Raw genomic sequence first — 19,502 nt, 5'->3', positions numbered from 1 at the left:
CGCCCGTTTTGCGCGCCCCGAATCCTATGGGGACTACCAGAATGCAGGTTACCGAGACGCTGAACGAGGGTCTGAAACGCGGCTACAACATCGTTGTCACCGCCGCCGAGCTGGACGAGAAGGTCAATGAGAAACTGATCGAAGCTCAGCCGGAAATCGAGATGAAAGGCTTCCGCAAGGGCAAGGTTCCCATGGCACTGCTGAAAAAGCAGTTTGGCCAGCGCCTGTTGGGCGAAGCAATGCAGGAAACCATCGATGGTGCGATGAACAAGCACTTCGAAGACAGTGGTGATCGTCCGGCGCTTCAGCCTCAGGTCAAAATGACCAACGAAGACTGGAAAGAAGGCGACGACGTTCACGTCGAAATGTCCTATGAAGCCCTGCCGGAAATCCCCGAAGTTGATCTGAAATCGGTCGAGCTGGAAAAGCTGGTCGTCAAGGCGGACGACGCAGCCGTGGAAGAAGCCCTGCAGAACCTGGCTGAAACCGCTCAGGATTTCAAAGCCCGCCGCAAGGGATCAAAGGCGAAGGAAGGCGATCAGGTCGTCATCGATTTCGTCGGCAAGGTTGACGGCGAGGCCTTCGAAGGCGGTTCGGCCGAGGATTACCCGCTGGTGCTGGGCTCGAACAGCTTCATCCCCGGTTTCGAGGATCAGCTGGTTGGTGTGAAGGCCGAGGAAGTCAAAGACGTCACCGTTACCTTCCCCGAAGAATACGGTGCCGAGCACCTGGCCGGCAAAGAGGCCGTGTTTACCTGCACCATCAAAGAGGTAAAGGAACCTGTTGCCGCCGAGATCAACGACGAACTGGCACAGAAGTTTGGCGCTGAGGATCTGGCTGCTTTGAAGGCACAGATTGCCGAGCGTCTGGAAGCTGAGTACGCGGGTGCGTCGCGCGCGGTGATGAAGCGCGCTCTGCTGGACGCGCTGGACGAGAAAGTGTCGTTCGACCTGCCGCCGACCCTGGTCGAAGCCGAAGCCAAGCAGATCGCACATCAGCTGTGGCACGAAGAAAACCCCGAGGTGACCGATCACAACCACGATGAGATCGAGCCGACCGAAGAGCACAACAAACTGGCTGAGCGCCGCGTGCGTCTGGGCCTGTTGCTGGCCGAGCTGGGCCAGAAGGCTGAAGTCGAAGTCACCGACGCCGAGATGACCCAGGCGATCATGAACCAGGCTCGCCAGTACCCGGGTCAGGAGCGTCAGTTCTTCGAGTTCGTTCAGCAGAACGCTCAGATGCAGCAGCAGCTGCGCGCGCCGATCTTTGAGGACAAGGTTGTAGACTACGTGGTCGAGCTGGCCAAAGTGACCGAAAAGGAAGTCAGCAAGGAAGAGCTGCAGAAGGCAATCGAAGCCCTCGAAGAGGAATAAGCCGCGTTTTCAGGTCGGTCCGGGTGCCGCCGCACCCGGCCGGTCAAACGGCGATTGTCCGGACAGAATGAAATGAAAACAGGCCCTCTGCGGAGGGCCTTTTTTGTTGCCGCCGAGAACCGGAACGTATGGCGTCAGCGGCGGATCGGTTGCAAAAATTAGAGCGGAGCCGCCTGGAATGGGACGGCTCCGCATGGGTGGCTTTTGGACTTATGAGGTGAGGGGGTCAGGCCTCATGAGCAAAAGCACGGGGGGTTTGCAACAGAGCGGTTTTCTGCTCTGGGGTGAAGCGGTCCGACAGGCTCTCGATCAATTTGAGTACGGCCTGGACTTCTTCTTTCGTCGTCGCAGCGTGCATCTGCTCGACGAAGTATTTCTCAAGATCGGTCAGTGGCTGGTGGTCAAGATTGGCGGCACCGGCCTGTGCAAGCTTGGCTTGCTGACCCGAATTGAACAGTTCGAGCGCCTGATCGTCGGTCAGGAACACGTCGTAGTCGATGCTCGAATACTCGCGGATCGATTGGATACGCTCGTCCGAACAATCCATCAGGGCGGCCATTGCGACCACTTTGCCCATCGGCTTGGCCGTTCCGACATAGTCGTACGGAGCATTTCCGGACCGTTGCAACACCCGGTTCATAACCGGATCAATGACCGCGACCGAGTCGAGCACGCCAGCTTCCTGGGCGTATTCGAATGACCCAATCATGACCTCACTGGTCACGTAGGATACGGAATTCTTGCCACGTCCCCGGCCGAGCCTTTTCGTGTCAACACAGAACCGCGTGGCTTCCCAGACTTGGGCGCTGCGGATTGGCGGCTCGTCATCAAGGATCGAGCTGAACACATCGGCCAGCATGTGCGGGCCGGTCGTCTGCAAGAGGCGCATGCACCCAACGACGTCCCCCTCGTCGTTGATGCTGACCACGTGTGCAGGATTGAGCGAGTCGAATTGATCGAATTCGCGCCCGTCCTGGATGTTCACTTCCCAGCCCAAGCGATCCCCGAACACGCGTGCTCGCAGCTTGAACATCTCATCCAAGACGTCTTTGAACTTATGCTGGTTGATGCCATCAATAACGATGATCATTCCATCCCCCTACAGTTTGGTTACCGTAAGGAGCAGATTAACCAAGTTTCGAAACAAGACTATTGGGGATATCCCGTATTTTTCTGCCTTAATTGTTAACCGGGGTAAATTAACCCCAGACCAATGGCACGGCCGATCGCCTGGGCGGTCGTTAGTGCGCCCAGTTTCTCTCGCCCGGAACGCATGTGTACCTCGACCGTCCGGTGCGAAATGCACAGAATGTCCCCGATATCCTGCTGGGACTTGCCCTCGGCGACCCATTGCAGGATTTCTTTTTCGCGCGAGGATAGGGTCGGAAGGTATAGCGCCTTGGCCAGAAGGCCAGATTGCATGACGGTGTCATGTGCGTGAACCGCGGCCATTTGCAGGTCGCCCATCACGTGCTTTTTTAGCTTTTTCCATTCCTCGTCCGTGCAATCCTTGGTCACGCTGAGCAAGCCAGTTTCGCCATAAGGCCCCCGAACCGGAACCGTCAGGCCACGGTCGGTGATCCCGAAATCATGAGCGTCACGGAACACCGCGTTGAATTTGTCGTCGTGATTGAAGCGGCCCCAGTCCACCGGCGCGATGCTGAGCGCCGACTGGTACAGGGTGGGATCAAGGTGATGGTAGCCTTGCGTGGCGTAGTGGATCTTCCACTCGTCCGGGTAGTTCGCGTAACCTTGGACGTCACCATTCACGGGATGGGTCGTCGCATAGGAGGCATAGTCGAACCCGAGTTCGTTGCAGACAGAATTGATGATGTCGTAAGCCGACCGTTCATCATGATCAATTGTGGCCAAGTCAATAAGTTTCACTCGTCCAACCTTTGTCCCATCGGCATTTCCCCCGAAAAATGCCGTATCTGTCCCTATCACAGCCTACGTTGCGTCAATCTGAACAGATTGCGCAACCCATTTGTACATATCACATGGAGTTATTGAGTGCTAATGGCAACAGACAACCTCCGGATTATTTCATCCTGTGAGGTATTCTCGGTCAAATTTAACACTGTCTAGACCGGTGTCGATTGCCCCTTTCACGCTATTCGGACCGCAAGCCGGTTTCAACCAGCATTCCGCGAGCCTTGGCTTCGGGGTAGTACCCCTTTGCATAGAGGAAGATCGCGCGCTGCTGGTCGCCGTCGGCCAGCATCCAGGCCCCGCGAAGATACTTGCCCGCATATTCCAGATTGGTATCCGCATCCAGAAGCCCCTTGGCGTCGCCCTTGTAGCCCATCGAACGAGCGGTGGCGGGAAGGATCTGCAGCAGGCCGTAATATGGCCGGTTTGTCGCCCAGGGGCGATGCGTGCTTTCGCGGATTGCCAACTTGTGGACCAGTTCCCGCGGCAGTTCATAGTGATCAGCCCATTTGTTGATCGACTCGCGCAATTCGGGCGTTTCGTTTGGGTAGAGCGGCGGCTCGAATGCCTGTTCCTTCGTCGCTTTGCCAGACGGGTCGCTGCAGGCGGCAATCGGGGCAGCCAGAAGCACTGAAAGCAATATTCGACGCAGGACCTTTGCCATGCAACTTCTCCGGGTTGTTACGCGGCTGGATGATACGAAAGTGGCCCCGGGTCGCAAGTCCGGCGCGCTGCGGCGGCCAAAAATTGCCAGTAAAAAGAAAAAGGCCGCGCAATGCAGCGCGGCCTTTAAGATCAACAGACCTGATTGGATCAGGCTTTGGGTTCGTCTTCTTCGGTCGAAGCATCGGCGGCAACCAATTCTTCGTCTTCCGAAGCGGCCGAGCCGATGTCGTCGAACAGCTCCGCGATTTCAAAATCTGCGGCAGCCTCTTCTTCAGCGGCCAGTTCCTGGATCGACTTGCCCGATGCCTGAAGTTCGGCTTCTTCTTCCGAGCGGGCAACGTTCAGTTTGATTTCGACCTCGACTTCGGGGTGCAGCTTGACGGAAACCGTGTGCAGACCCAGCTCTTTGATCGGCGAGACCAGAACGACCTGCTTCTTGTCAACGGTGAAGCCAGCAGCGGTTGCGGCATCGGCTGCGTCACGCGGGGTGACCGAGCCATACAGCGCGCCAGCGTCCGATGCCGAGCGAATCACGATGAACTGCTGACCGTCCAGCTTTTCAGCCAGAGCTTCAGCTTCTTTCTTGGTTTCCAGGTTGCGGGCTTCCAGCTGTGCTTTCTGGGCTTCGAACGAGGCGATGTTGGCCTCGGACGCGCTCAGCGCTTTGCCTTGCGGCAGCAGGAAATTGCGGGCGTAGCCGGGCTTGACGTCGACGACATCGCCCATCTGACCCAGTTTCGCAACGCGTTCCAGAAGGATAACTTGCATATCAGTCTCTCCTTACTTCACGGCGTAGGGCAGCAGGGCGAGGAAGCGGGCGCGCTTGATGGCGCGGGCCAGTTCACGCTGCTTCTTTGCCGAAACGGCGGTGATGCGCGAAGGCACGATCTTGCCACGCTCGGAAATATAGCGCTGCAGCAGACGGGTGTCTTTGTAGTCGATCTTCGGCGCGTTCTCGCCCGAGAACGGGCAGACCTTGCGGCGGCGGAAAAACGGTTTTGCGGCCATGGTTTGGTGTCCTTTCCTCAGGCGTTGATCAACGGCGCTCGCGGCGGCCATCGCGCTCATCGCGCTTCTGCATCTGGACCGAGGGGCCCTCGGGATGTTCGTCGACCTTGATGGTCAGAACGCGCATCACGTCTTCATGCAGGCGCATCAGGCGCTCCATTTCCTGAACGGCGCCCGACGGTGCGTCGGTCTTCAGGAAGGCATAGTGGCCCTTGCGGTTTTTGTTGATCTTGTAGGCCATCGTTTTGACGCCCCAGTACTCGCTGTCGACGATCTTGCCGCCGTTGTCAGCCAGTACGGTGCCAAAGTGTTCGATCAGGCCCTCGGCCTGCGCGTTGGACAGATCCTGACGCGCGATCATTACATGCTCATACAGTGGCATGTTCACTCCTGTTTATATCAAGGCGCATTTCATAGGCGGGGCCAGCAACCCTTCGCGACCCTGCCACGAGAGGCTGCGCGGTTCATGCGTATTGCGAAGGATGGCCCCGTATACACGTTTCTGGATGGGGGGCAAGCCCTGCCATGAATGCCTTTCTCACGCCGCCCAATTACCTTTGGGCTGCCCAAATCCTGACGCTTTTCGGCTTGAGGTTGTTTGCAAGCCCGGCGTTACCCGGGGGGTCTCAAGAAACTTGGACAGGGCAAAAGCGATGGCCGTCATGAACACGAACACATTTCAACAGTCCGCAGCCGGCGCAGCATACGACAAATCCGTGCCCGTGCTTATTTCCTTTGCACCGAATTGGAAGGCCCGGTTGGTCCTGTTCCGTGTGCTGGGTGCATTTCTGATCGTATCGGCCTTTTCGATGTGGCTGATGCCGGGTTCGGTCATCGGGGCCGACGTCTGGACCATCAAGCTGGCCGCGTCTCTGATGTTCCTGATCCTCGGGGTGAGCCTGCTGACCATCGAGGTTCTGGATCCGCGCCCCGACGCATATTTCGACCCGATCCGCCGCGAGGTTCGGGTGCTGCAGAAGAACGAAAACGGGCGTCCGCAGACCGTACTGCGCCGCAGCTACGATACTTTGGGCGGAGCCCGGTTCGTGGACGACCAGGTTGAACTCTTTGAAGTCGATGGCAGCCTTCTGATGAAGCTGCCGCTGGAATCGGCGGATGTCAGCCGAGCGCTGAAAGGGCAACTCAGCGGAAGCGTAACAATTTTCGCCTGAATTTTATTCTGTTCATTGAGGAACAGAATTTGTGAGAGAATGAAGGTTGTGTGCCGCCCATGGGCGGCACATCTTTGTTTTGGAGCAACCCAACCGGTTTGCGCTTTGAAAACTTTCGGAGATTGTCATGAAATCCACCCTTATTGCAGCAGCACTTGCCACGGCGGCGACCTCGGCCATCGCGGCCCCGGAAAAATACGTTCTGGACCCGAGCCACAGCCAGGTTGTTTTCAGCTACAACCATCTTGGCTTTTCGACCACCACCGGCATGTTCTCGGGTTTCGAGGGCGAAATCATGTTTGATCAGGAAGATCCTGCAGCGTCGAGCGTGACGGTTTCGATGCCCGTGGTCGAGATGATCACCGGCTGGAAGCCCCGTGAAGATCATTTCATGTCCGAAGATTTCTTCGCGGCGACCGCCGAGGAAATGGTGACATTTACCTCGACCTCGATCGAGGTGACGGGTGAGAACACCGCAAAGATCACCGGGGACCTGACCTTGAATGGTGTGACCAAGCCAGTGGTTCTGGACGCCAAGCTGAATCAGGTCGGCGAGCATCCGATGGCGGGCAAGCCTTGGGCCGGGTTCGATGCCACCACCACCCTGGTACGCAGCGATTTTGAACTGGGCAAGTTCGCGCCTTTCGTCGGAGACGAAGTTGCCATCGCGATTTCGATCGAGGCGCAGAAGGCCGACTGAGCCGGACTTCAGCAATAGAGAAACCGCCGGTGGCCGATGCCCCGGCGGTTTTTTCGTGTCGTCGGCTTACTGAGCGTTGCGTGTTGCCGTCAACTCGACCGAAACGGTGACGGCGAAGGCCAGCGAATCCTCTTTCGGCATCGATTGGCCAACCCCGAAGTCGAGGCGGTTGAGGTCCACCGTGCCGGACATTTTGGCAGTCTCGCCTTGGATGTCCAAAGAGAAGGGCAATACAACGTCCAGTGTTTGATCGCGGATGGTCAGCGGTCCCCTTGCTTCATACCCCGTTTCGGTTTTGTAGATCTCGGCATCGAACTTGGCCGTCGGGAATTGCGCCTTGTCGAAGAAATCAGCCCCCATGGCCTGATCGGTCACGGTACCCAGGCTCAAAGATCCGATGGAGACCGTGACCTCTACCGACCCGGCCGGACCGGGTTCGACGGGGTCGTCAAAGGTGATTGCGGCGGTCCAGTCTGAAAACTGACCGGTAACCGGGTTGCCCAGTTGTGTGATCGTGATGGCAAGCGTGCCTTCTTCCACCTGCCAATCCGATTGAACGGCCGCCAACTCGGCCGTTGCAACCTCGGCATCAGGCTTGTCTGAAAAACTGCCGGTCAGCAGGCCGGCTGACAGAACGCCAACCCATACAAGCCCAGCAGCTGCGGCGGGAATCATCGAGTGCTTCTGTTCCGGCGGAACCGGCGCAGCGGACGCCCCGGGCAACATTCGCCGCAGGGTGCTGTCCTTGTCGATGACGTGGTGTTTCAATGCTCCGGCGATGTGCAGGGCCAAAGCTGCGACGAGAACCAGCATGAAAAGCCAGTGCAGCGTTGCCATCACCTCGGCCAGATGCTCGGACTTCGGCACCAGTGGCAGGTTCTGCCCAAATGGCCAAAGGATGGGCGCGAAGCCTTCGGTAGCAGCGTGGTCGATCCAACCCGACAGAGGAACCAGAACCAAGGACCCGTACAGCAGCCAATGGACCGTTTCAGCCGCAAAGGCCTCGGGCTTGTTGTCGGCGTTCAGCAGTCCGGGCTTGGTTTGGGTGAGCGACCAGAGAATGCGTGCCAGCGCAACGAAGAAGACGGTGATCCCAACGGTTTTGTGCAGGGAAAACAGCCGTGCGGCTTGGGCAAGATCGGCCTCGGTGGTGGGGATGGTCGGGTCATAGATTGCATGGGCGAGGTTGTTGGCGAACCACCCCAACGGCAAGGCGGTGAAGATCAACAATGCGGTCAGCCAGTGGAATGTCTTGGTCACGCTGCCATAGCTGACATTGGTGTTGGTTAGGGACATTGATCTTGCGCTCCGGGTTTTCTGCTGTGGCCAAGGTAACCGTGTGACGCACATAGACAATAGCGTGTGGCGCACAGACCCGGTGCCGTCACGCAGAGTGCAGGCAGTGCTTGTGCCGGACCCTCACTCGGTTTACACCCCGGCGCAACCTAACGTCATCCAAGAGGTTGCAATGACACTTGCGTTCGTTTTTCCGGGGCAGGGCGCCCAGACCATCGGCATGGGCAAGGCGCTGGCCGACGCTTTTCCGGCCGCCAAGGCCGTGTTTGACGAGGTGGACGAAGCGCTGGGCGAAAGCCTCAGCAGCCTGATCTGGGATGGCGATATCGAGACCCTGACTTTGACGCAGAACGCGCAGCCGGCGTTGATGGCCACATCGATGGCGGCGATGCGCGCGCTTGAGGCCGATGGGGTCGATGTGACACGGGCCGCCTTCGTGGCCGGTCATTCGCTGGGCGAATACTCGGCCCTTGCCGCAGCCGGCGCGCTGAGCGTGGCCGATACGGCCCGCCTGCTACGCACTCGCGGTCAAGCCATGCAGAGCGCCGTTCCAGTGGGCGAGGGCGCGATGGCCGCGATCCTGGGACTGGACCTCGACGCCGTTCGCGCCGTGGCCGAAGAGGCCGCTCAGGGCGAGGTGTGCCAGGCTGCCAATGACAATGACCCTACGCAGGTCGTGGTTTCGGGTTCCAAAGCCGCCGTTGAACGCGCCGCTGAAATCGCCAAGGAAAAGGGCGCGAAGCGCGCCGTGATGCTGCCGGTCAGCGCTCCGTTCCATTGTGCCCTGATGCAGCCTGCCGCCGACGTGATGGCCGAAGCTCTGGCGGGTGTCGAAATCAAGGCGCCGGCGGTTCCACTGGTTGCCAATGTCCGCGCCGAGGCGGTGACCGATCCCGACCTGATCCGGCAATTGCTGGTCGAACAGGTCACCGGTTCGGTCCGGTGGCGCGAATCCGTTCAGTACATGGTGGCGCAGGGTGTGACCGAAGCGTGGGAGATCGGTGCGGGTAAGGCTCTGTCGGGCATGATCCGCAAGATCGACCGAGCCGTGGCCTGCTCCGCCGTTGGTACGCCGGAAGACGTTCAAAAAGCGCTGCAGGCAGGCGATTAACTCAAAGCTGGTCCGACAGGACACTCGAAAAGGATACCGGTATGTTTGATTTGACTGGAAAATGCGCCCTTATCACCGGGGCTTCGGGCGGGATCGGAGGCGAGATTGCACGCACCTTGCACGCCGCAGGGGCTACTGTTGGTCTGTCCGGCACGCGCGTCGAACCGCTGCAAAAGCTGGCGGATGAACTGGGCGAGCGCGCTCATGTCCTGCCGTGCAATCTGAGTGATCCCGAGGCCGTGGCCGCGTTGCCGAAACAGGCCGCCGATGCCATGGGGTCCGTTGATATTCTGGTCAACAATGCAGGCATCACCCGCGACAACATCTTCATGCGCATGTCCGACGAGGAATGGCAGAGCGTGATCGACGTGAACCTGACCGCTACCGCCAAGCTGTGCAAGGGCGTTCTGCGGGGCATGATGAAGGCGCGCTGGGGCCGCATCATCAACATCTCGTCCGTTGTTGGTGCAACCGGCAACCCGGGTCAGGTGAACTATGCCGCGTCCAAGGCGGGCATGGTCGGCATGACCAAGTCGCTGGCCTACGAGGTCGCGAGCCGTGGCATCACCGCCAATGCCGTCGCGCCGGGTTTCATTACGACCGCGATGACCGACAAGCTGACCGATGAGCAGAAATCCGGCATCCTGACGCAAGTTCCCGCCGGTCGGATGGGCGAGCCATCTGAAATTGCGGCGGCCGTTCTGTACCTTGCAAGCCCCGAAGCGGGCTATGTTACCGGAACCACCTTGCATGTGAACGGCGGCATGGCCATGTTGTAGGCGCAGCCAGGGGCAGATGCGAAAGCGTTTGCCTCTTGCGTCGTCTGTGCTATAGGCGGCGCATGTAATCAGGGGCCGGTCGTTCAGGTCGGCCTTCTACTTTCCCGGAGACCCGGGACCCAAACCGCCCGGATCGGGCAAACCAAGGCCACCCCGAGCGGGCAAGGGCAGAACCGGGCAGACCGCCCTGAAATGGAATGAGGAATAGACATGAGCGACGTCGCAGATCGCGTTAAAAAGATCGTTGTTGAGCACCTGGGTGTTGAAGAGGACAAAGTCACCGAGAACGCGTCCTTCATCGACGATCTGGGCGCGGACAGCCTGGACACCGTTGAGCTGGTCATGGCTTTCGAAGAAGAGTTCGGCATCGAGATCCCCGATGATGCAGCCGAGACCATCCAAACCTTCGGCGACGCCGTGAAGTTCATCAGCGAAGCTTCCTGATCGCTTTGAATTTGACCGAAAACGGCGCTTCCGGGCAACGGAAGCGCCGTTTTTTTTTGCCCGCTCGAATTCCCGCTTGCCTCGTGGAAAATCGGTTTGCACTGTTTGCGATGAGGCAACAAAACACCGGGTAAGGGCATGAAAAGATCCGCCCCGATGATCAACACCGCGCGCCTGATGATGTGCGCAATGCGTCCCGAGGACTTTGAAAGGTTCGCGGAGATTTGGCGCGACCCCTGCGTGGTGCGTCATATCGGCGGCAAACCCCGTACCCGTGGCGAGGCGTGGGACGCGTTCCTGCGCAATGCGGGACACTGGCAGATGGCTGGATTCGGGCAATGGGCCGTGTTCTTGCAGGCGAATCGCAAATTGATAGGTCAGGCCGGGTTCTTTTATGGCAACCGCTGTCTGGGCGAAGATTTCGACACCTTCCCCGAGGCCGGTTGGGTGTTGGCGCCCGAGGCGCATGGCCTGGGATACGGGCACGAAGCCGTTCAGGCCGCGCATGACTGGTTCGACCGGATCATGCCCGGGCCCTTGGTGTCGATGATTGACGCGGATCATGAGGCCTCGCAAAAGTTGGCGGCCAAGCTTGGATATGAATTGTTGCGCGAGACAGAGTATCGGGACAGCCCGGTGAAACTGTTTCGACGCGACGGCCCTCCGGCCCGGAATTGAAACGCTTCTTTTTTCGCGGTGACGCAAACGGATCGTCGTTTGCCGAAACTGAGAAACGCGAACCTGCGCGCGACCAGTATGCTATTGTGGATATCCGGAACGATTGAGCGGAGGAGTGTGCTCATGAGGGTTTATCCTACAATGGAATTGCAGAACGGCCGCTGTGTCACGCTGGACAAGGGCCGTCTGGACGAACCGATGATCTGGCATGTCGATCCGGTGGAAACGGCCCAAGGCTGGGCCGCCGCAGGTGCCGAGTGGATGCACCTGACCGATTTCGATGCGATCGAGGGGCGGGACACGAACTCTGCGCTGGTCGAACAGATCATCCGCAGCGCCGAGCTGCCTGTCCAACTGGCGGGCGGGTTCCGCTCGCGCGAGCAGGTCGAGCGTTGGATCGACAAAGGGGCGGGCCGCATCGTGATCGGCACCCTGGCGGCGCGTGATCCTCATCTGTTCAAAGAGTTGGCCAAGCTATACCCAGACCAGATCGTGTTGGCCGTGGACGTGTGGCAGGGCTACGTGATGACGGACGGCTGGCGCACCCAAAGCGCGTTCACCCCGGAGGCTTTCATCGAAGCGTTTGCCGATGCGCCACTGGCTGCCATTCTGGTCACCGATATCGATAGCGACATGGTGGACGTCGAGGCGCAGCTGGGCCTGATTTCGGGGCTGGCCGCGCATTCGCGCACACCGGTGATCGCCAGCGGCGTCGTGCGCAGCAGCGACGACATCTCGCGTCTGGCGTATATTCCCAATATCTCGGGTGCGTTGGTCGGACGGGCGCTGTTCCGCAAGACGGTCGACCTGTCCGAGGCATTGGCAGTGGCCAAAACCGCCCATGAACCAGTGGCACAGTTCCAGTAACGCAGCCTGATCCGTCCGAGCCGCCCCTGACAGGTCGTCGGGGGCGGCTCGTGTGATTCTGCTCTGGCCGGGCGCGGCGTGCGGCGCGGAGGCAGGCGGCAAGCTGCCGGTGCGGAATACGCTGTTGCTCTTGCCCCCGGACCCCGGGCCGGGGTATGAGCGTTTCTCAAACAGGAAGCAGGCAAGAGGCATTTCATGCGCAGAGTCGTTGTAACCGGTCTGGGATTGGTCACTCCACTGGCCAGCGGGGTCGAGGAAACCTGGTCGCGGCTGCTGGCCGGAGAGTCGGGTGCCGGCCCGATCACCTTGTTCGATGCCGAAGCTGCAGGGGTCACCACGACCTATGCCTGCGAGGTGCCTCGCGGTGACGGGACCAACGGGACTTTCAACCCCGATGACTGGATGCCGCCCAAGGAACAGCGCAAGATCGAGGACTTCATCCTGTATTCGATCGCCGCAGCCGAGATGGCCTGCAAGGACGCGAACTGGCTGCCCGAGGACGAGGAAGAACGTCTGCGCACCGGCGTTCTGATCGGGTCGGGCATCGGTGGTCTGGGCTCAATCGCGGAAACCGCCAACCTGATCCGCGACAAGGGTCCGCGCCGCGTTTCGCCGTTCTTCATCCCGGGCGCGCTGATCAACCTGGCGTCGGGTCAGGTCTCGATCCGCTTTGGCTTCAAAGGTCCGAACCACTCCGTGGTGACCGCCTGTTCGACCGGTGCTCACGCGATCGGCGATGCCAGCCGGATCATACGGTCGGGCGATGCCGACGTGATGATCGCCGGTGGCGGCGAGGGCTGCATCTGCGAGATCGGGATTGCCGGTTTCAACGCCTGCAAGGCGCTGTCGACCAAATATGCCGACAACCCAAAGGCCGCGAGCCGCCCCTATGACGTCGACCGCGACGGTTTCGTGATGGGCGAGGGCGCTGGGATCGTGGTTCTGGAGGAATACGAGCACGCCGTGGCCCGCGGCGCCAAGATCTATGCCGAGGTTCTGGGCTATGGCATGTCGGGCGATGCCTATCACATCACAGCGCCGGCCGAGGATGGCGACGGGGCGGAACGCTCGATGAAGGCGGCACTGCGCAGCGCAGGGCTCGAGCCGAAGGATCTGGACTATATCAACGCGCATGGCACATCGACCATGGCCGACACGATCGAGCTGGGGGCCGTTGAACGGCTGCTGGGCGAACATGCCAGCAAGGCGACGATGAGTTCGACCAAATCGGCCACAGGACACCTGCTGGGGGCCGCGGGCGCGATCGAGGCGATCTTCTCGATCCTTGCGATCCGCGATCAGGTGGCCCCGCCGACGATCAACCTAGACAACCCGGCGGTGGAAACGCCGATCGACCTTGCGCCGAATGCCAAGCGCGAGCGGGAAATCAACGTGGCGCTGTCGAATTCATTCGGCTTCGGTGGCACCAATGCCAGCGTGATTTTCGGGAAAGCATCGTAAATGTGGCGGGCTCTGGCATCCAATGCGCTGACCTTTCTTGTGGTCGCCATGTTTCTTCTTGGCGGTCTGATCCTTTGGGGGCAGTCGCAGTACAAGGCCGAGGGCCCGCTCGATACCGCCATTTGCCTTCGGGTGAAGGGTGGTTCGAACATGAACAAAGTCAGCCGTGATCTTGAAGATCAGGGCGCGATCAGCAGCGCAACCATCTTCCGTATGGCGGCAGACTACACCGACAAGTCGCAGCAGCTGAAAGCGGGTAGTTTCCTGATCCCCGAAGGCGCTTCGATGGCGGAAATCATCGACGAAGTCACCCGCAGCGGCGCCAGCACATGCGGAACCGAGGTCGAGTACCGCATCGGTGTGACCCGCACTCAGACGCGGGTTCGCGAGCTGGACCCTGCAACATTGAATTTCGTCGAAGTCGCGTCATTTGTCGTTGGTGAGGACGAAGTCCCTGAAGTCTATCAGGAAAAGCGTAACCAAGCCGATACGCGATACCGCGTGTCCTTGGCCGAAGGTGTCACCAGTTGGCAGGTCGTTGAGGGGCTGAAGGCGGTGGATGCCCTGACCGGAGAGGTCTCGGAAATTCCGCCTGAAGGCATGTTGGCCCCGGACAGCTACGAAATCTCACCGGGTGATGAGCGAACGGCTTTGCTGCAAAAGATGCAGGACCGACAGCAAGAGCGGATTGCGCGGGTTTGGGAGACGCGTCAAGACGGTTTGCCCCTGTCCAGCCCCGAAGAAATGCTGATCCTCGCCTCGATCATCGAGAAGGAGACAGGCATTCCGGAAGAGCGCGGTCAGGTTGCCAGCGTCTTTGTGAACCGCCTGAAGCAAGGCATGAAGCTGCAGACAGATCCCACGGTGATCTACGGCGTGACCAAGGGTCAGGGCACGCTGGGCCGAGGCCTTCGCCGCAGCGAGCTTCGGCGGAATACGCCGTGGAACACGTATTTGATCGATGGGTTGCCGCCCACACCGATTGCCAACCCGGGTCTGGCCAGCTTGCAAGCTGCCGTGGCGCCAGACGAGACCGATTTCGTGTTCTTCGTCGCAGATGGAACCGGCGGCCATGCCTTCGCCAAGACGCTGCAGGAACACAACCGAAACGTTGCCAAATGGCGTGAGATCGAAGCCGAGCGGAACAATTCGGGTAACTGATCCGCTCGCTGGTCGAGAGCAGAGCCGGCATAAATCAGGCGGACAACCCGCCTGAGAAATAAAAAGTCAAAATCCTGGAAAAAAACTGCGCGCATGGAGACATGCGCGCAGTTTTTTTATGCGGCCGATTTGCGGCGCGGACGGCGCCGACGGTTGGCGGGGCCATTTGTGCCCTGCGGTTTCGGGCCACGGCGTCGATTGCGCTGGCGATTGCCGGGCTTGGCGGCCTCTGCGGCTTCGGGTGCCGCTCCGCTGGCGACCGGGATCTCGATCTTCATCAATTTCTGAATCTGACGCAGCAGATCAAATTCATCTGGTGCACAGAAGGCGATGGCTTCGCCTTCGCGGCCGGCCCGAGCGGTGCGGCCAATGCGGTGCACATAGTTGTCAGGAACGTCCGGCAGGTCATAGTTGATGACATAGGCCACCCCGGGAATGTCGATGCCACGGGCTGCCACGTCGGTGGCAACCAGAACTGTGATCTCGCCGGCGCGGAAGGCCTTGATGGCGCGATCCCGCTGGCCCTGGCTCTTGTTGCCATGGATCGATGCTGCGTTGTAGCCGTCGGCCACCAACCCTTTCATCAGCTTTTCCGCACCATGCTTGGTCCGGGAGAACACAAGCGTCAGGGCGTCGGTATCACGCGAAAGGATCCCGCGCAGCTTGGCGGGTTTTCCCGGCTTTTCAACGAAATGCACCGACTGGGTGATCTTGTCGGCCGCCTTGCCCGGAGGCGAGACCTGTACCCGTTGCGGGTTGGTCAGGTAGGCGCGGCTGAGTTCCTCCATCTGCTTCGGCATGGTGGCCGAGAACAGCATGGTCTGGCGCGGAGTGCCCAGTTGCGGCGCGATTTTGCGCAGAGCGTGGATGAAGCCGAGGTCCAGCATCTGGTCGGCCTCATCCAGAACTAGGTGCCGAACCGAGCCGAGATCGACCGCGCCACGTTCCATCAGGTCGATCAAACGACCGGGGGTCGCGACAAGAATATCGGTCCCACGCGACAGGAACATGATCTGTTTGTTGATCGACTGTCCGCCAACAACTGTGGCCACGCGCAGTTTCGTCTTTTTGGTAAGCGTGCGGAGGCTTTCAGCGATCTGGTTCACCAGTTCGCGGGTTGGGGCGAGGATCAGGGCCTTGGCAGTCTTCGGCGCCGGTTTGCCGGGCTGCGCCAGAAGGTGGTCGATCAGCGGCAGGCCAAAGGCCAGCGTCTTGCCGGTGCCGGTCTGGGCAAGGCCCAGAATGTCATGTCCTTCCAAGGCCAACGGGATGGCCTGGTTCTGGATCGGTGTGGGTTGAGTGAAATTTGCGCGCTCGAGCGCGTCGTTCAGTGCCGGCGCGAGGCCGAGCATGTCGAAATCGAACAAGTCGTCTTCCTTTGTGATCCGCGTCGGCATTGGCCGTGCGCGAAAAAGAATAGCTGGCCGTGCGGATTGCACGACCGGCAGGGAGTGTGCGCAGCCTCAGGATTTGCGGGCGAGTCCCGCAACATCCGGCTTTTGCGTCAAGAACCCTGCGTGAATGGGAACTGGGAAAATTGGGCGCTATCTCGGACCTCGGTTCGGTCCGCGTGCTCACGCGGCAGCGCTGTGGCGTAGATGAGCGCTGCTGAGGCGAATGTCAAGCCGACACCGGCAGTCAAGGCTGCCGGTGTCCTATTCGTTGCAAATGGATGGTCAACCACGGGGCGGCGGGGCGGCGGCCGCCAGCGCTTTTTCGACTGCCTGTGCGGTGGAGGGGTGACCGGCCTTGGACAGGCACGAAGCAATTAAACCCGCGTCAGTGCGCTCGGGGCGCTTGCCGGGCTTGGGACGATCGCCCAAGCAGTTTTGGAGCGCAGATTGCGGAACGCCAATCTCGCTGGCGATCTTGCCAAGATCAGGTCCGCGGTGCCCTGTCTGAGCCTGCGCCACTGTGCCGAAGAGCATCAGGCCTCCCAAACAGATTACCGAGACATAGCTGAGGGGATGGTACATTTTTTGTCCTTCAGTAATTTTCCGTATGCTTGCGGTTCTTGGCGTTGATGCAGATTGCGTGTGCAATCAGTTTTTGAAACGCACGACGGGAGTTACTCCGTCGCGGAAGTCTTGCCGATCAGAGAATTGGTTGCTATTCCTGAGCTGGATTAGGATTTTGTTAACATTGACAGTGCGTTACTTGTTGCGCGCTGTTGCGTCGGAGCTTGACTGAGCGCCCAATTTCGCGTATAAGTTGTGTCATGCTAGAAGAAGTGGGCGACGGCCCCGGGGCGACCCGGCGGCCGTTTTTCATTTCTCTCGTGCGGAGATCACTCACGCATGAGGTCACAGGCAAACATGACTTTGATTACCCCGGAAGAGCGGATGTCCCGGACGGCCGAGCTGTTGCAATCGTTGGAGGTGTCCATTCGCGGTTTGCGGCAAGCGGCAGAAGACCTGCGCAAGCGGATCGAGACCGGGGAGGATGCAGACCTGGCGAGTTCAGCCAGACAACTCGGGCAGCTAGAGGGGCTGATCCGAAGTTGCCAGAAAGTGGAGACAAGCTTTGTCGAACAATGTCACAGACAGGCGGGAATTGCCCAAGGGGGGTATGCGCTCGACTTGGAGCGGGCCCGATCTGAGATCGGGTGCCGATTGGCTCGCCTCCGCGCCTGCTGCGGTGCGGGACAGATTCCTGAGTGAGATCGGGGAGGGGGGGCTGTGTGCCCTCCCTTTCCTGTTCGAGTTCTGGGCGCTGCCGCATCAACTGCCGCCCGAGGGTGATTGGAGGTCCTGGGCCATTATGGGCGGGCGCGGCGCGGGCAAGACGCGGGCCGGGGCCGAGTGGGTGCGGTCGATGGTCGAAGGGGCCAAGCCGTTTGATAAGGGCGAGGCCCGGCGCGTGGCGCTGGTGGGCGAGACCTTTGACCAGGTGCGCGACGTGATGATCTTTGGCGACAGCGGGATCATGCAGTGCTCGCCGCCTGACCGGCGGCCGAAGTGGAAGGCATCGGAACGCAAGCTGGTCTGGCCCAACGGGGCCGAGGCGCAGGCCTTTTCGGCGCATGACCCCGAGGGGCTGCGGGGGCCGCAGTTCGATGCGGCTTGGGTGGATGAGCTGGCCAAGTGGAAAAAGGCAGGCGAGACCTGGGACATGCTGCAATTCGCGTTGCGGCTGGGCGAGCGGCCGCGGGTCTGTGTGACCACGACGCCGCGCAACGTGAAGGCACTGAGGGATCTGCTGGCGGCGCCGTCAACGGTGATGACCCATGCGCCGACGGAGGCGAACCGGGCCAACCTGGCGGAGTCATTTCTGGAGGAGGTGCGCGCGCTTTATGCGGGCACACGGCTGGGGCGGCAGGAGTTGGACGGGGTGCTGCTGGCCGATGCCGAGGGGGCACTGTGGACCGGTTCGATGCTGGATGCGGCGCGGGTCAAGGCGGTGCCCGAACTGGACCGCGTGGTAGTAGCGCTGGACCCGGCGGTGACGGGCGGGTCGGGCGCGGATGCCTGCGGGATCGTGGTGGTCGGCGCACAGCTGCAGGGGCCGCCCGAGGACTGGCGCGCCTATGTGCTGGCCGACCGGACTGTGCAGGGCGCTGGCCCAGCGGGCTGGGCGCGGGCGGCGATCGAGGCGATGGATGAATTTGGGGCCGAGCGGCTGGTGGCCGAGGTCAACCAAGGCGGGCAGTTGGTGGAGGAGGTGGTGCGGCAGGTGGACCCTCTGGTCCCGTTCCGGGCGGTGCGGGCCTCGCGCGGGAAGGTGGCGCGGGCCGAGCCGGTTGCGGCGCTGTATGAGCAGGGGCGGGTGCGCCATGTGGCCGGGCTGGAGGCGCTTGAGGAGCAGATGTGCCAGATGACCGCGCGCGGGTATGAGGGGCAGGGCTCGCCGGACCGGGTCGATGCGCTGGTCTGGGCGTTGCATGAGCTGGTGGTGGGGCCGGCGGCGGCATATCGGAGGCCGAGGGTGCGGGTTCTGTGATCAGCCCTCGGGCTTTTCGAACTTTGCGAAGGCCTCGGCATAGTCGGGGTGCCATCGCGAGAGGGCGGGGCGGTTGTGGATGATGTCCTCGGCAGCCCATTGAACCCGGCGGCGGTCGCGTTCCGCATCGACGTCGTTGTCGGGGCAGAGGATGTAGAAATCGCCCTGGGCCATGCGGTCGAGGAAATAGTCAACGGTCTGCTCGCTGGTCCAGGCGGCGGCCGGTTTTTCGGGCAGGAATGACGCGACCATGCCGGTATAGGTAAAGCCCGGAACGAAGAGATGCGCGGTGATCGGTGCGCCGGCCTCGCGCAGCTCGTGCGCGAGCTGTTCGGTCAGCGTTTTGACGGCGGCCTTGGACACGTTGTAGCCGGGGTTGCCCGGCGGGGAGGTGATCCCCTGTTTTGACCCGGTGTTGATGACGACGGCCGGGCGGTCAACCTCGATCATGCGAGGCAGGAAGGCGTGGATGCCGCGCAGGACCCCCAGAAAGTTCACGTCGAGAAGCTTCCGCCAGTTGTCGAATGACTCCCATGTTTTCGTCGGCAGGCTGATCCCTGCATTGTTCATCAAGACGGCAACCTGCCCGGCGGCAAAAGCTGTGTCGGCCAGGTTTTCCATGTCGGCTTGCGAGGTGACATCCGTCGGCACCGCGGTGATGTTTACTGCGTCAAGACCTGCCTTCAGGTCTTCCGTTGTTGCGTCGAGCGCCTGTCCCGGAAGATCGGCCAGTATGACGTTTAGCCCGGCTTGGGCAAAACGCTGTGCCGCGACGCGACCGACTCCGCTGGCGGCGCCGGTCACGACAGCGATCCCTCCGGTCTTCACTGCGCTTTCATACATGGCTGGTCCCTCGTGATGCTCAAATGCAGAGGATAGCGCATTTCCGTCGGATGCCGAGGTTTATCCTGCGGG

Annotated in this window: 21 protein-coding genes; 11 read left to right on the top strand and 10 right to left on the bottom strand. The window is 60.6% G+C overall.

From position 1 onward, the window contains the following. Positions 1-41 precede the first annotated feature (41 nt). Positions 42-1,373, top strand: coding sequence for a trigger factor (gene tig, locus ACR0EF_RS07735; RefSeq protein WP_170340026.1), 1,332 nt, complete (start codon positions 42-44; stop codon positions 1,371-1,373). 226 nt (positions 1,374-1,599) lie between these two features. Here the strand turns inward: tig and ACR0EF_RS07730 are convergent, their stop codons facing one another. The 6 genes from ACR0EF_RS07730 to rpsF form a co-directional block, all read right to left on the bottom strand. Then, complete coding sequence (locus tag ACR0EF_RS07730) at positions 1,600-2,463, bottom strand: acyl-homoserine-lactone synthase (protein WP_170358734.1); 864 nt, start codon at positions 2,461-2,463, stop codon at positions 1,600-1,602. Positions 2,464-2,558: 95 nt separating this feature from the next. Then, the gene (locus tag ACR0EF_RS07725; protein WP_170338055.1) at positions 2,559-3,260 is read right to left on the bottom strand and encodes a helix-turn-helix transcriptional regulator; all 702 of its coding nucleotides are present in this window, start codon (positions 3,258-3,260) and stop codon (positions 2,559-2,561) included. Between the two features lie 226 nt (positions 3,261-3,486). Then, a complete protein-coding gene (locus ACR0EF_RS07720) occupies positions 3,487-3,969 on the bottom strand; it encodes a lytic transglycosylase domain-containing protein (protein ID WP_170372326.1) in 483 nt (160 codons plus the stop codon). Positions 3,970-4,118: 149 nt separating this feature from the next. Next, on the bottom strand, positions 4,119-4,739 hold the full coding sequence (rplI, locus tag ACR0EF_RS07715; protein WP_093962414.1) for a 50S ribosomal protein L9: 621 nt from the start codon (positions 4,737-4,739) through the stop codon (positions 4,119-4,121). 12 nt (positions 4,740-4,751) lie between these two features. Further along, positions 4,752-4,979: a 30S ribosomal protein S18 gene (gene rpsR, locus ACR0EF_RS07710; RefSeq protein WP_005608650.1), complete on the bottom strand. Its 228-nt coding sequence runs from the start codon at positions 4,977-4,979 to the stop codon at positions 4,752-4,754. A 28-nt stretch (positions 4,980-5,007) separates the two neighbouring features. Beyond that, positions 5,008-5,361, bottom strand: a complete 354-nt coding sequence (gene rpsF / locus ACR0EF_RS07705) for a 30S ribosomal protein S6 (protein ID WP_093962413.1) — start codon at positions 5,359-5,361, stop codon at positions 5,008-5,010. Positions 5,362-5,641: 280 nt separating this feature from the next. On the opposite strand from rpsF, the gene ACR0EF_RS07700 reads away from it, so the two are divergent. Both ACR0EF_RS07700 and ACR0EF_RS07695 read left to right on the top strand, forming a co-directional pair. Next, positions 5,642-6,151 (top strand): hypothetical protein, encoded by a 510-nt coding sequence (locus ACR0EF_RS07700; RefSeq protein ID WP_254430700.1) that lies wholly within the window; start codon positions 5,642-5,644, stop codon positions 6,149-6,151. A 127-nt stretch (positions 6,152-6,278) separates the two neighbouring features. Then, complete coding sequence (locus ACR0EF_RS07695) at positions 6,279-6,851, top strand: YceI family protein (RefSeq protein ID WP_093962996.1); 573 nt, start codon at positions 6,279-6,281, stop codon at positions 6,849-6,851. 66 nt (positions 6,852-6,917) lie between these two features. On the opposite strand, the gene ACR0EF_RS07690 is transcribed toward ACR0EF_RS07695, so the two are convergent. Further along, positions 6,918-8,147 carry a cytochrome b/b6 domain-containing protein gene (locus tag ACR0EF_RS07690; RefSeq protein ID WP_170338562.1) on the bottom strand — a complete coding sequence of 410 codons (1,230 nt, stop codon included), beginning with the start codon at positions 8,145-8,147 and terminating at the stop codon, positions 6,918-6,920. Between the two features lie 172 nt (positions 8,148-8,319). Between ACR0EF_RS07690 and fabD the strand changes: the two genes are divergently transcribed. From fabD to mltG, 7 genes are all read left to right on the top strand, one after another. Further along, on the top strand, positions 8,320-9,258 hold the full coding sequence (fabD, locus tag ACR0EF_RS07685) for an ACP S-malonyltransferase (protein ID WP_170370672.1): 939 nt from the start codon (positions 8,320-8,322) through the stop codon (positions 9,256-9,258). 41 nt (positions 9,259-9,299) lie between these two features. Next, positions 9,300-10,037 (top strand): 3-oxoacyl-[acyl-carrier-protein] reductase, encoded by a 738-nt coding sequence (fabG, locus tag ACR0EF_RS07680; RefSeq protein ID WP_170370671.1) that lies wholly within the window; start codon positions 9,300-9,302, stop codon positions 10,035-10,037. A 210-nt stretch (positions 10,038-10,247) separates the two neighbouring features. Continuing rightward, positions 10,248-10,481, top strand: a complete 234-nt coding sequence (locus tag ACR0EF_RS07675) for an acyl carrier protein (protein WP_005982462.1) — start codon at positions 10,248-10,250, stop codon at positions 10,479-10,481. Positions 10,482-10,619: 138 nt separating this feature from the next. After that, positions 10,620-11,159 carry a GNAT family N-acetyltransferase gene (locus ACR0EF_RS07670; RefSeq protein WP_170370670.1) on the top strand — a complete coding sequence of 180 codons (540 nt, stop codon included), beginning with the start codon at positions 10,620-10,622 and terminating at the stop codon, positions 11,157-11,159. Between the two features lie 123 nt (positions 11,160-11,282). Continuing rightward, positions 11,283-12,026 (top strand): 1-(5-phosphoribosyl)-5-[(5-phosphoribosylamino)methylideneamino]imidazole-4-carboxamide isomerase, encoded by a 744-nt coding sequence (locus ACR0EF_RS07665; protein WP_170363221.1) that lies wholly within the window; start codon positions 11,283-11,285, stop codon positions 12,024-12,026. A gap of 195 nt (positions 12,027-12,221) precedes the next feature. Next, complete coding sequence (gene fabF / locus ACR0EF_RS07660; protein ID WP_170338075.1) at positions 12,222-13,487, top strand: beta-ketoacyl-ACP synthase II; 1,266 nt, start codon at positions 12,222-12,224, stop codon at positions 13,485-13,487. After that, complete coding sequence (gene mltG / locus ACR0EF_RS07655; protein ID WP_170338572.1) at positions 13,488-14,648, top strand: endolytic transglycosylase MltG; 1,161 nt, start codon at positions 13,488-13,490, stop codon at positions 14,646-14,648. Between the two features lie 116 nt (positions 14,649-14,764). Here the strand turns inward: mltG and ACR0EF_RS07650 are convergent, their stop codons facing one another. Both ACR0EF_RS07650 and ACR0EF_RS07645 read right to left on the bottom strand, forming a co-directional pair. Continuing rightward, the gene (locus ACR0EF_RS07650; RefSeq protein WP_170372518.1) at positions 14,765-16,015 is read right to left on the bottom strand and encodes a DEAD/DEAH box helicase; all 1,251 of its coding nucleotides are present in this window, start codon (positions 16,013-16,015) and stop codon (positions 14,765-14,767) included. A gap of 309 nt (positions 16,016-16,324) precedes the next feature. Further along, the gene (locus ACR0EF_RS07645) at positions 16,325-16,624 is read right to left on the bottom strand and encodes a hypothetical protein (protein ID WP_170372328.1); all 300 of its coding nucleotides are present in this window, start codon (positions 16,622-16,624) and stop codon (positions 16,325-16,327) included. Between the two features lie 592 nt (positions 16,625-17,216). Here ACR0EF_RS07645 and ACR0EF_RS07640 point away from each other — a divergent pair. Then, positions 17,217-18,587: a DNA-packaging protein gene (locus ACR0EF_RS07640; RefSeq protein ID WP_254437674.1), complete on the top strand. Its 1,371-nt coding sequence runs from the start codon at positions 17,217-17,219 to the stop codon at positions 18,585-18,587. On the opposite strand, the gene ACR0EF_RS07635 is transcribed toward ACR0EF_RS07640, so the two are convergent. Further along, a complete protein-coding gene (locus ACR0EF_RS07635) occupies positions 18,588-19,430 on the bottom strand; it encodes an SDR family NAD(P)-dependent oxidoreductase (RefSeq protein ID WP_170338580.1) in 843 nt (280 codons plus the stop codon). Positions 19,431-19,502 lie beyond the last annotated feature (72 nt).

The sequence above is a fragment of the Ruegeria sp. CG8 genome (assembly GCF_056537165.1).
Note: the sequence above shows the minus strand (reverse complement) of the source record. Positions and strands in the feature narration are given on the sequence as shown.

Excerpts from the sequence above, each read along its gene's own strand:
- ACR0EF_RS07730 (WP_170358734.1), bottom strand. The coding sequence starts at position 2,463 with ATGATCATCGTTATTGATGGCATCAACCAGCATAAGTTCAAAGACGTC.
- ACR0EF_RS07670 (WP_170370670.1), top strand. The coding sequence starts at position 10,620 with ATGAAAAGATCCGCCCCGATGATCAACACCGCGCGCCTGATGATGTGC.
- fabF (WP_170338075.1), top strand. The coding sequence starts at position 12,222 with ATGCGCAGAGTCGTTGTAACCGGTCTGGGATTGGTCACTCCACTGGCC.
- mltG (WP_170338572.1), top strand. The coding sequence starts at position 13,488 with ATGTGGCGGGCTCTGGCATCCAATGCGCTGACCTTTCTTGTGGTCGCC.
- fabG (WP_170370671.1), top strand. The coding sequence starts at position 9,300 with ATGTTTGATTTGACTGGAAAATGCGCCCTTATCACCGGGGCTTCGGGC.
- ACR0EF_RS07695 (WP_093962996.1), top strand. The coding sequence starts at position 6,279 with ATGAAATCCACCCTTATTGCAGCAGCACTTGCCACGGCGGCGACCTCG.
- rpsF (WP_093962413.1), bottom strand. The coding sequence starts at position 5,361 with ATGCCACTGTATGAGCATGTAATGATCGCGCGTCAGGATCTGTCCAAC.
- ACR0EF_RS07645 (WP_170372328.1), bottom strand. The coding sequence starts at position 16,624 with ATGTACCATCCCCTCAGCTATGTCTCGGTAATCTGTTTGGGAGGCCTG.
- ACR0EF_RS07675 (WP_005982462.1), top strand. The coding sequence starts at position 10,248 with ATGAGCGACGTCGCAGATCGCGTTAAAAAGATCGTTGTTGAGCACCTG.
- fabD (WP_170370672.1), top strand. The coding sequence starts at position 8,320 with ATGACACTTGCGTTCGTTTTTCCGGGGCAGGGCGCCCAGACCATCGGC.
- ACR0EF_RS07665 (WP_170363221.1), top strand. The coding sequence starts at position 11,283 with ATGAGGGTTTATCCTACAATGGAATTGCAGAACGGCCGCTGTGTCACG.
- rpsR (WP_005608650.1), bottom strand. The coding sequence starts at position 4,979 with ATGGCCGCAAAACCGTTTTTCCGCCGCCGCAAGGTCTGCCCGTTCTCG.
- ACR0EF_RS07720 (WP_170372326.1), bottom strand. The coding sequence starts at position 3,969 with ATGGCAAAGGTCCTGCGTCGAATATTGCTTTCAGTGCTTCTGGCTGCC.
- tig (WP_170340026.1), top strand. The coding sequence starts at position 42 with ATGCAGGTTACCGAGACGCTGAACGAGGGTCTGAAACGCGGCTACAAC.
- rplI (WP_093962414.1), bottom strand. The coding sequence starts at position 4,739 with ATGCAAGTTATCCTTCTGGAACGCGTTGCGAAACTGGGTCAGATGGGC.
- ACR0EF_RS07690 (WP_170338562.1), bottom strand. The coding sequence starts at position 8,147 with ATGTCCCTAACCAACACCAATGTCAGCTATGGCAGCGTGACCAAGACA.
- ACR0EF_RS07635 (WP_170338580.1), bottom strand. The coding sequence starts at position 19,430 with ATGTATGAAAGCGCAGTGAAGACCGGAGGGATCGCTGTCGTGACCGGC.
- ACR0EF_RS07700 (WP_254430700.1), top strand. The coding sequence starts at position 5,642 with ATGAACACGAACACATTTCAACAGTCCGCAGCCGGCGCAGCATACGAC.
- ACR0EF_RS07640 (WP_254437674.1), top strand. The coding sequence starts at position 17,217 with ATGCGCTCGACTTGGAGCGGGCCCGATCTGAGATCGGGTGCCGATTGG.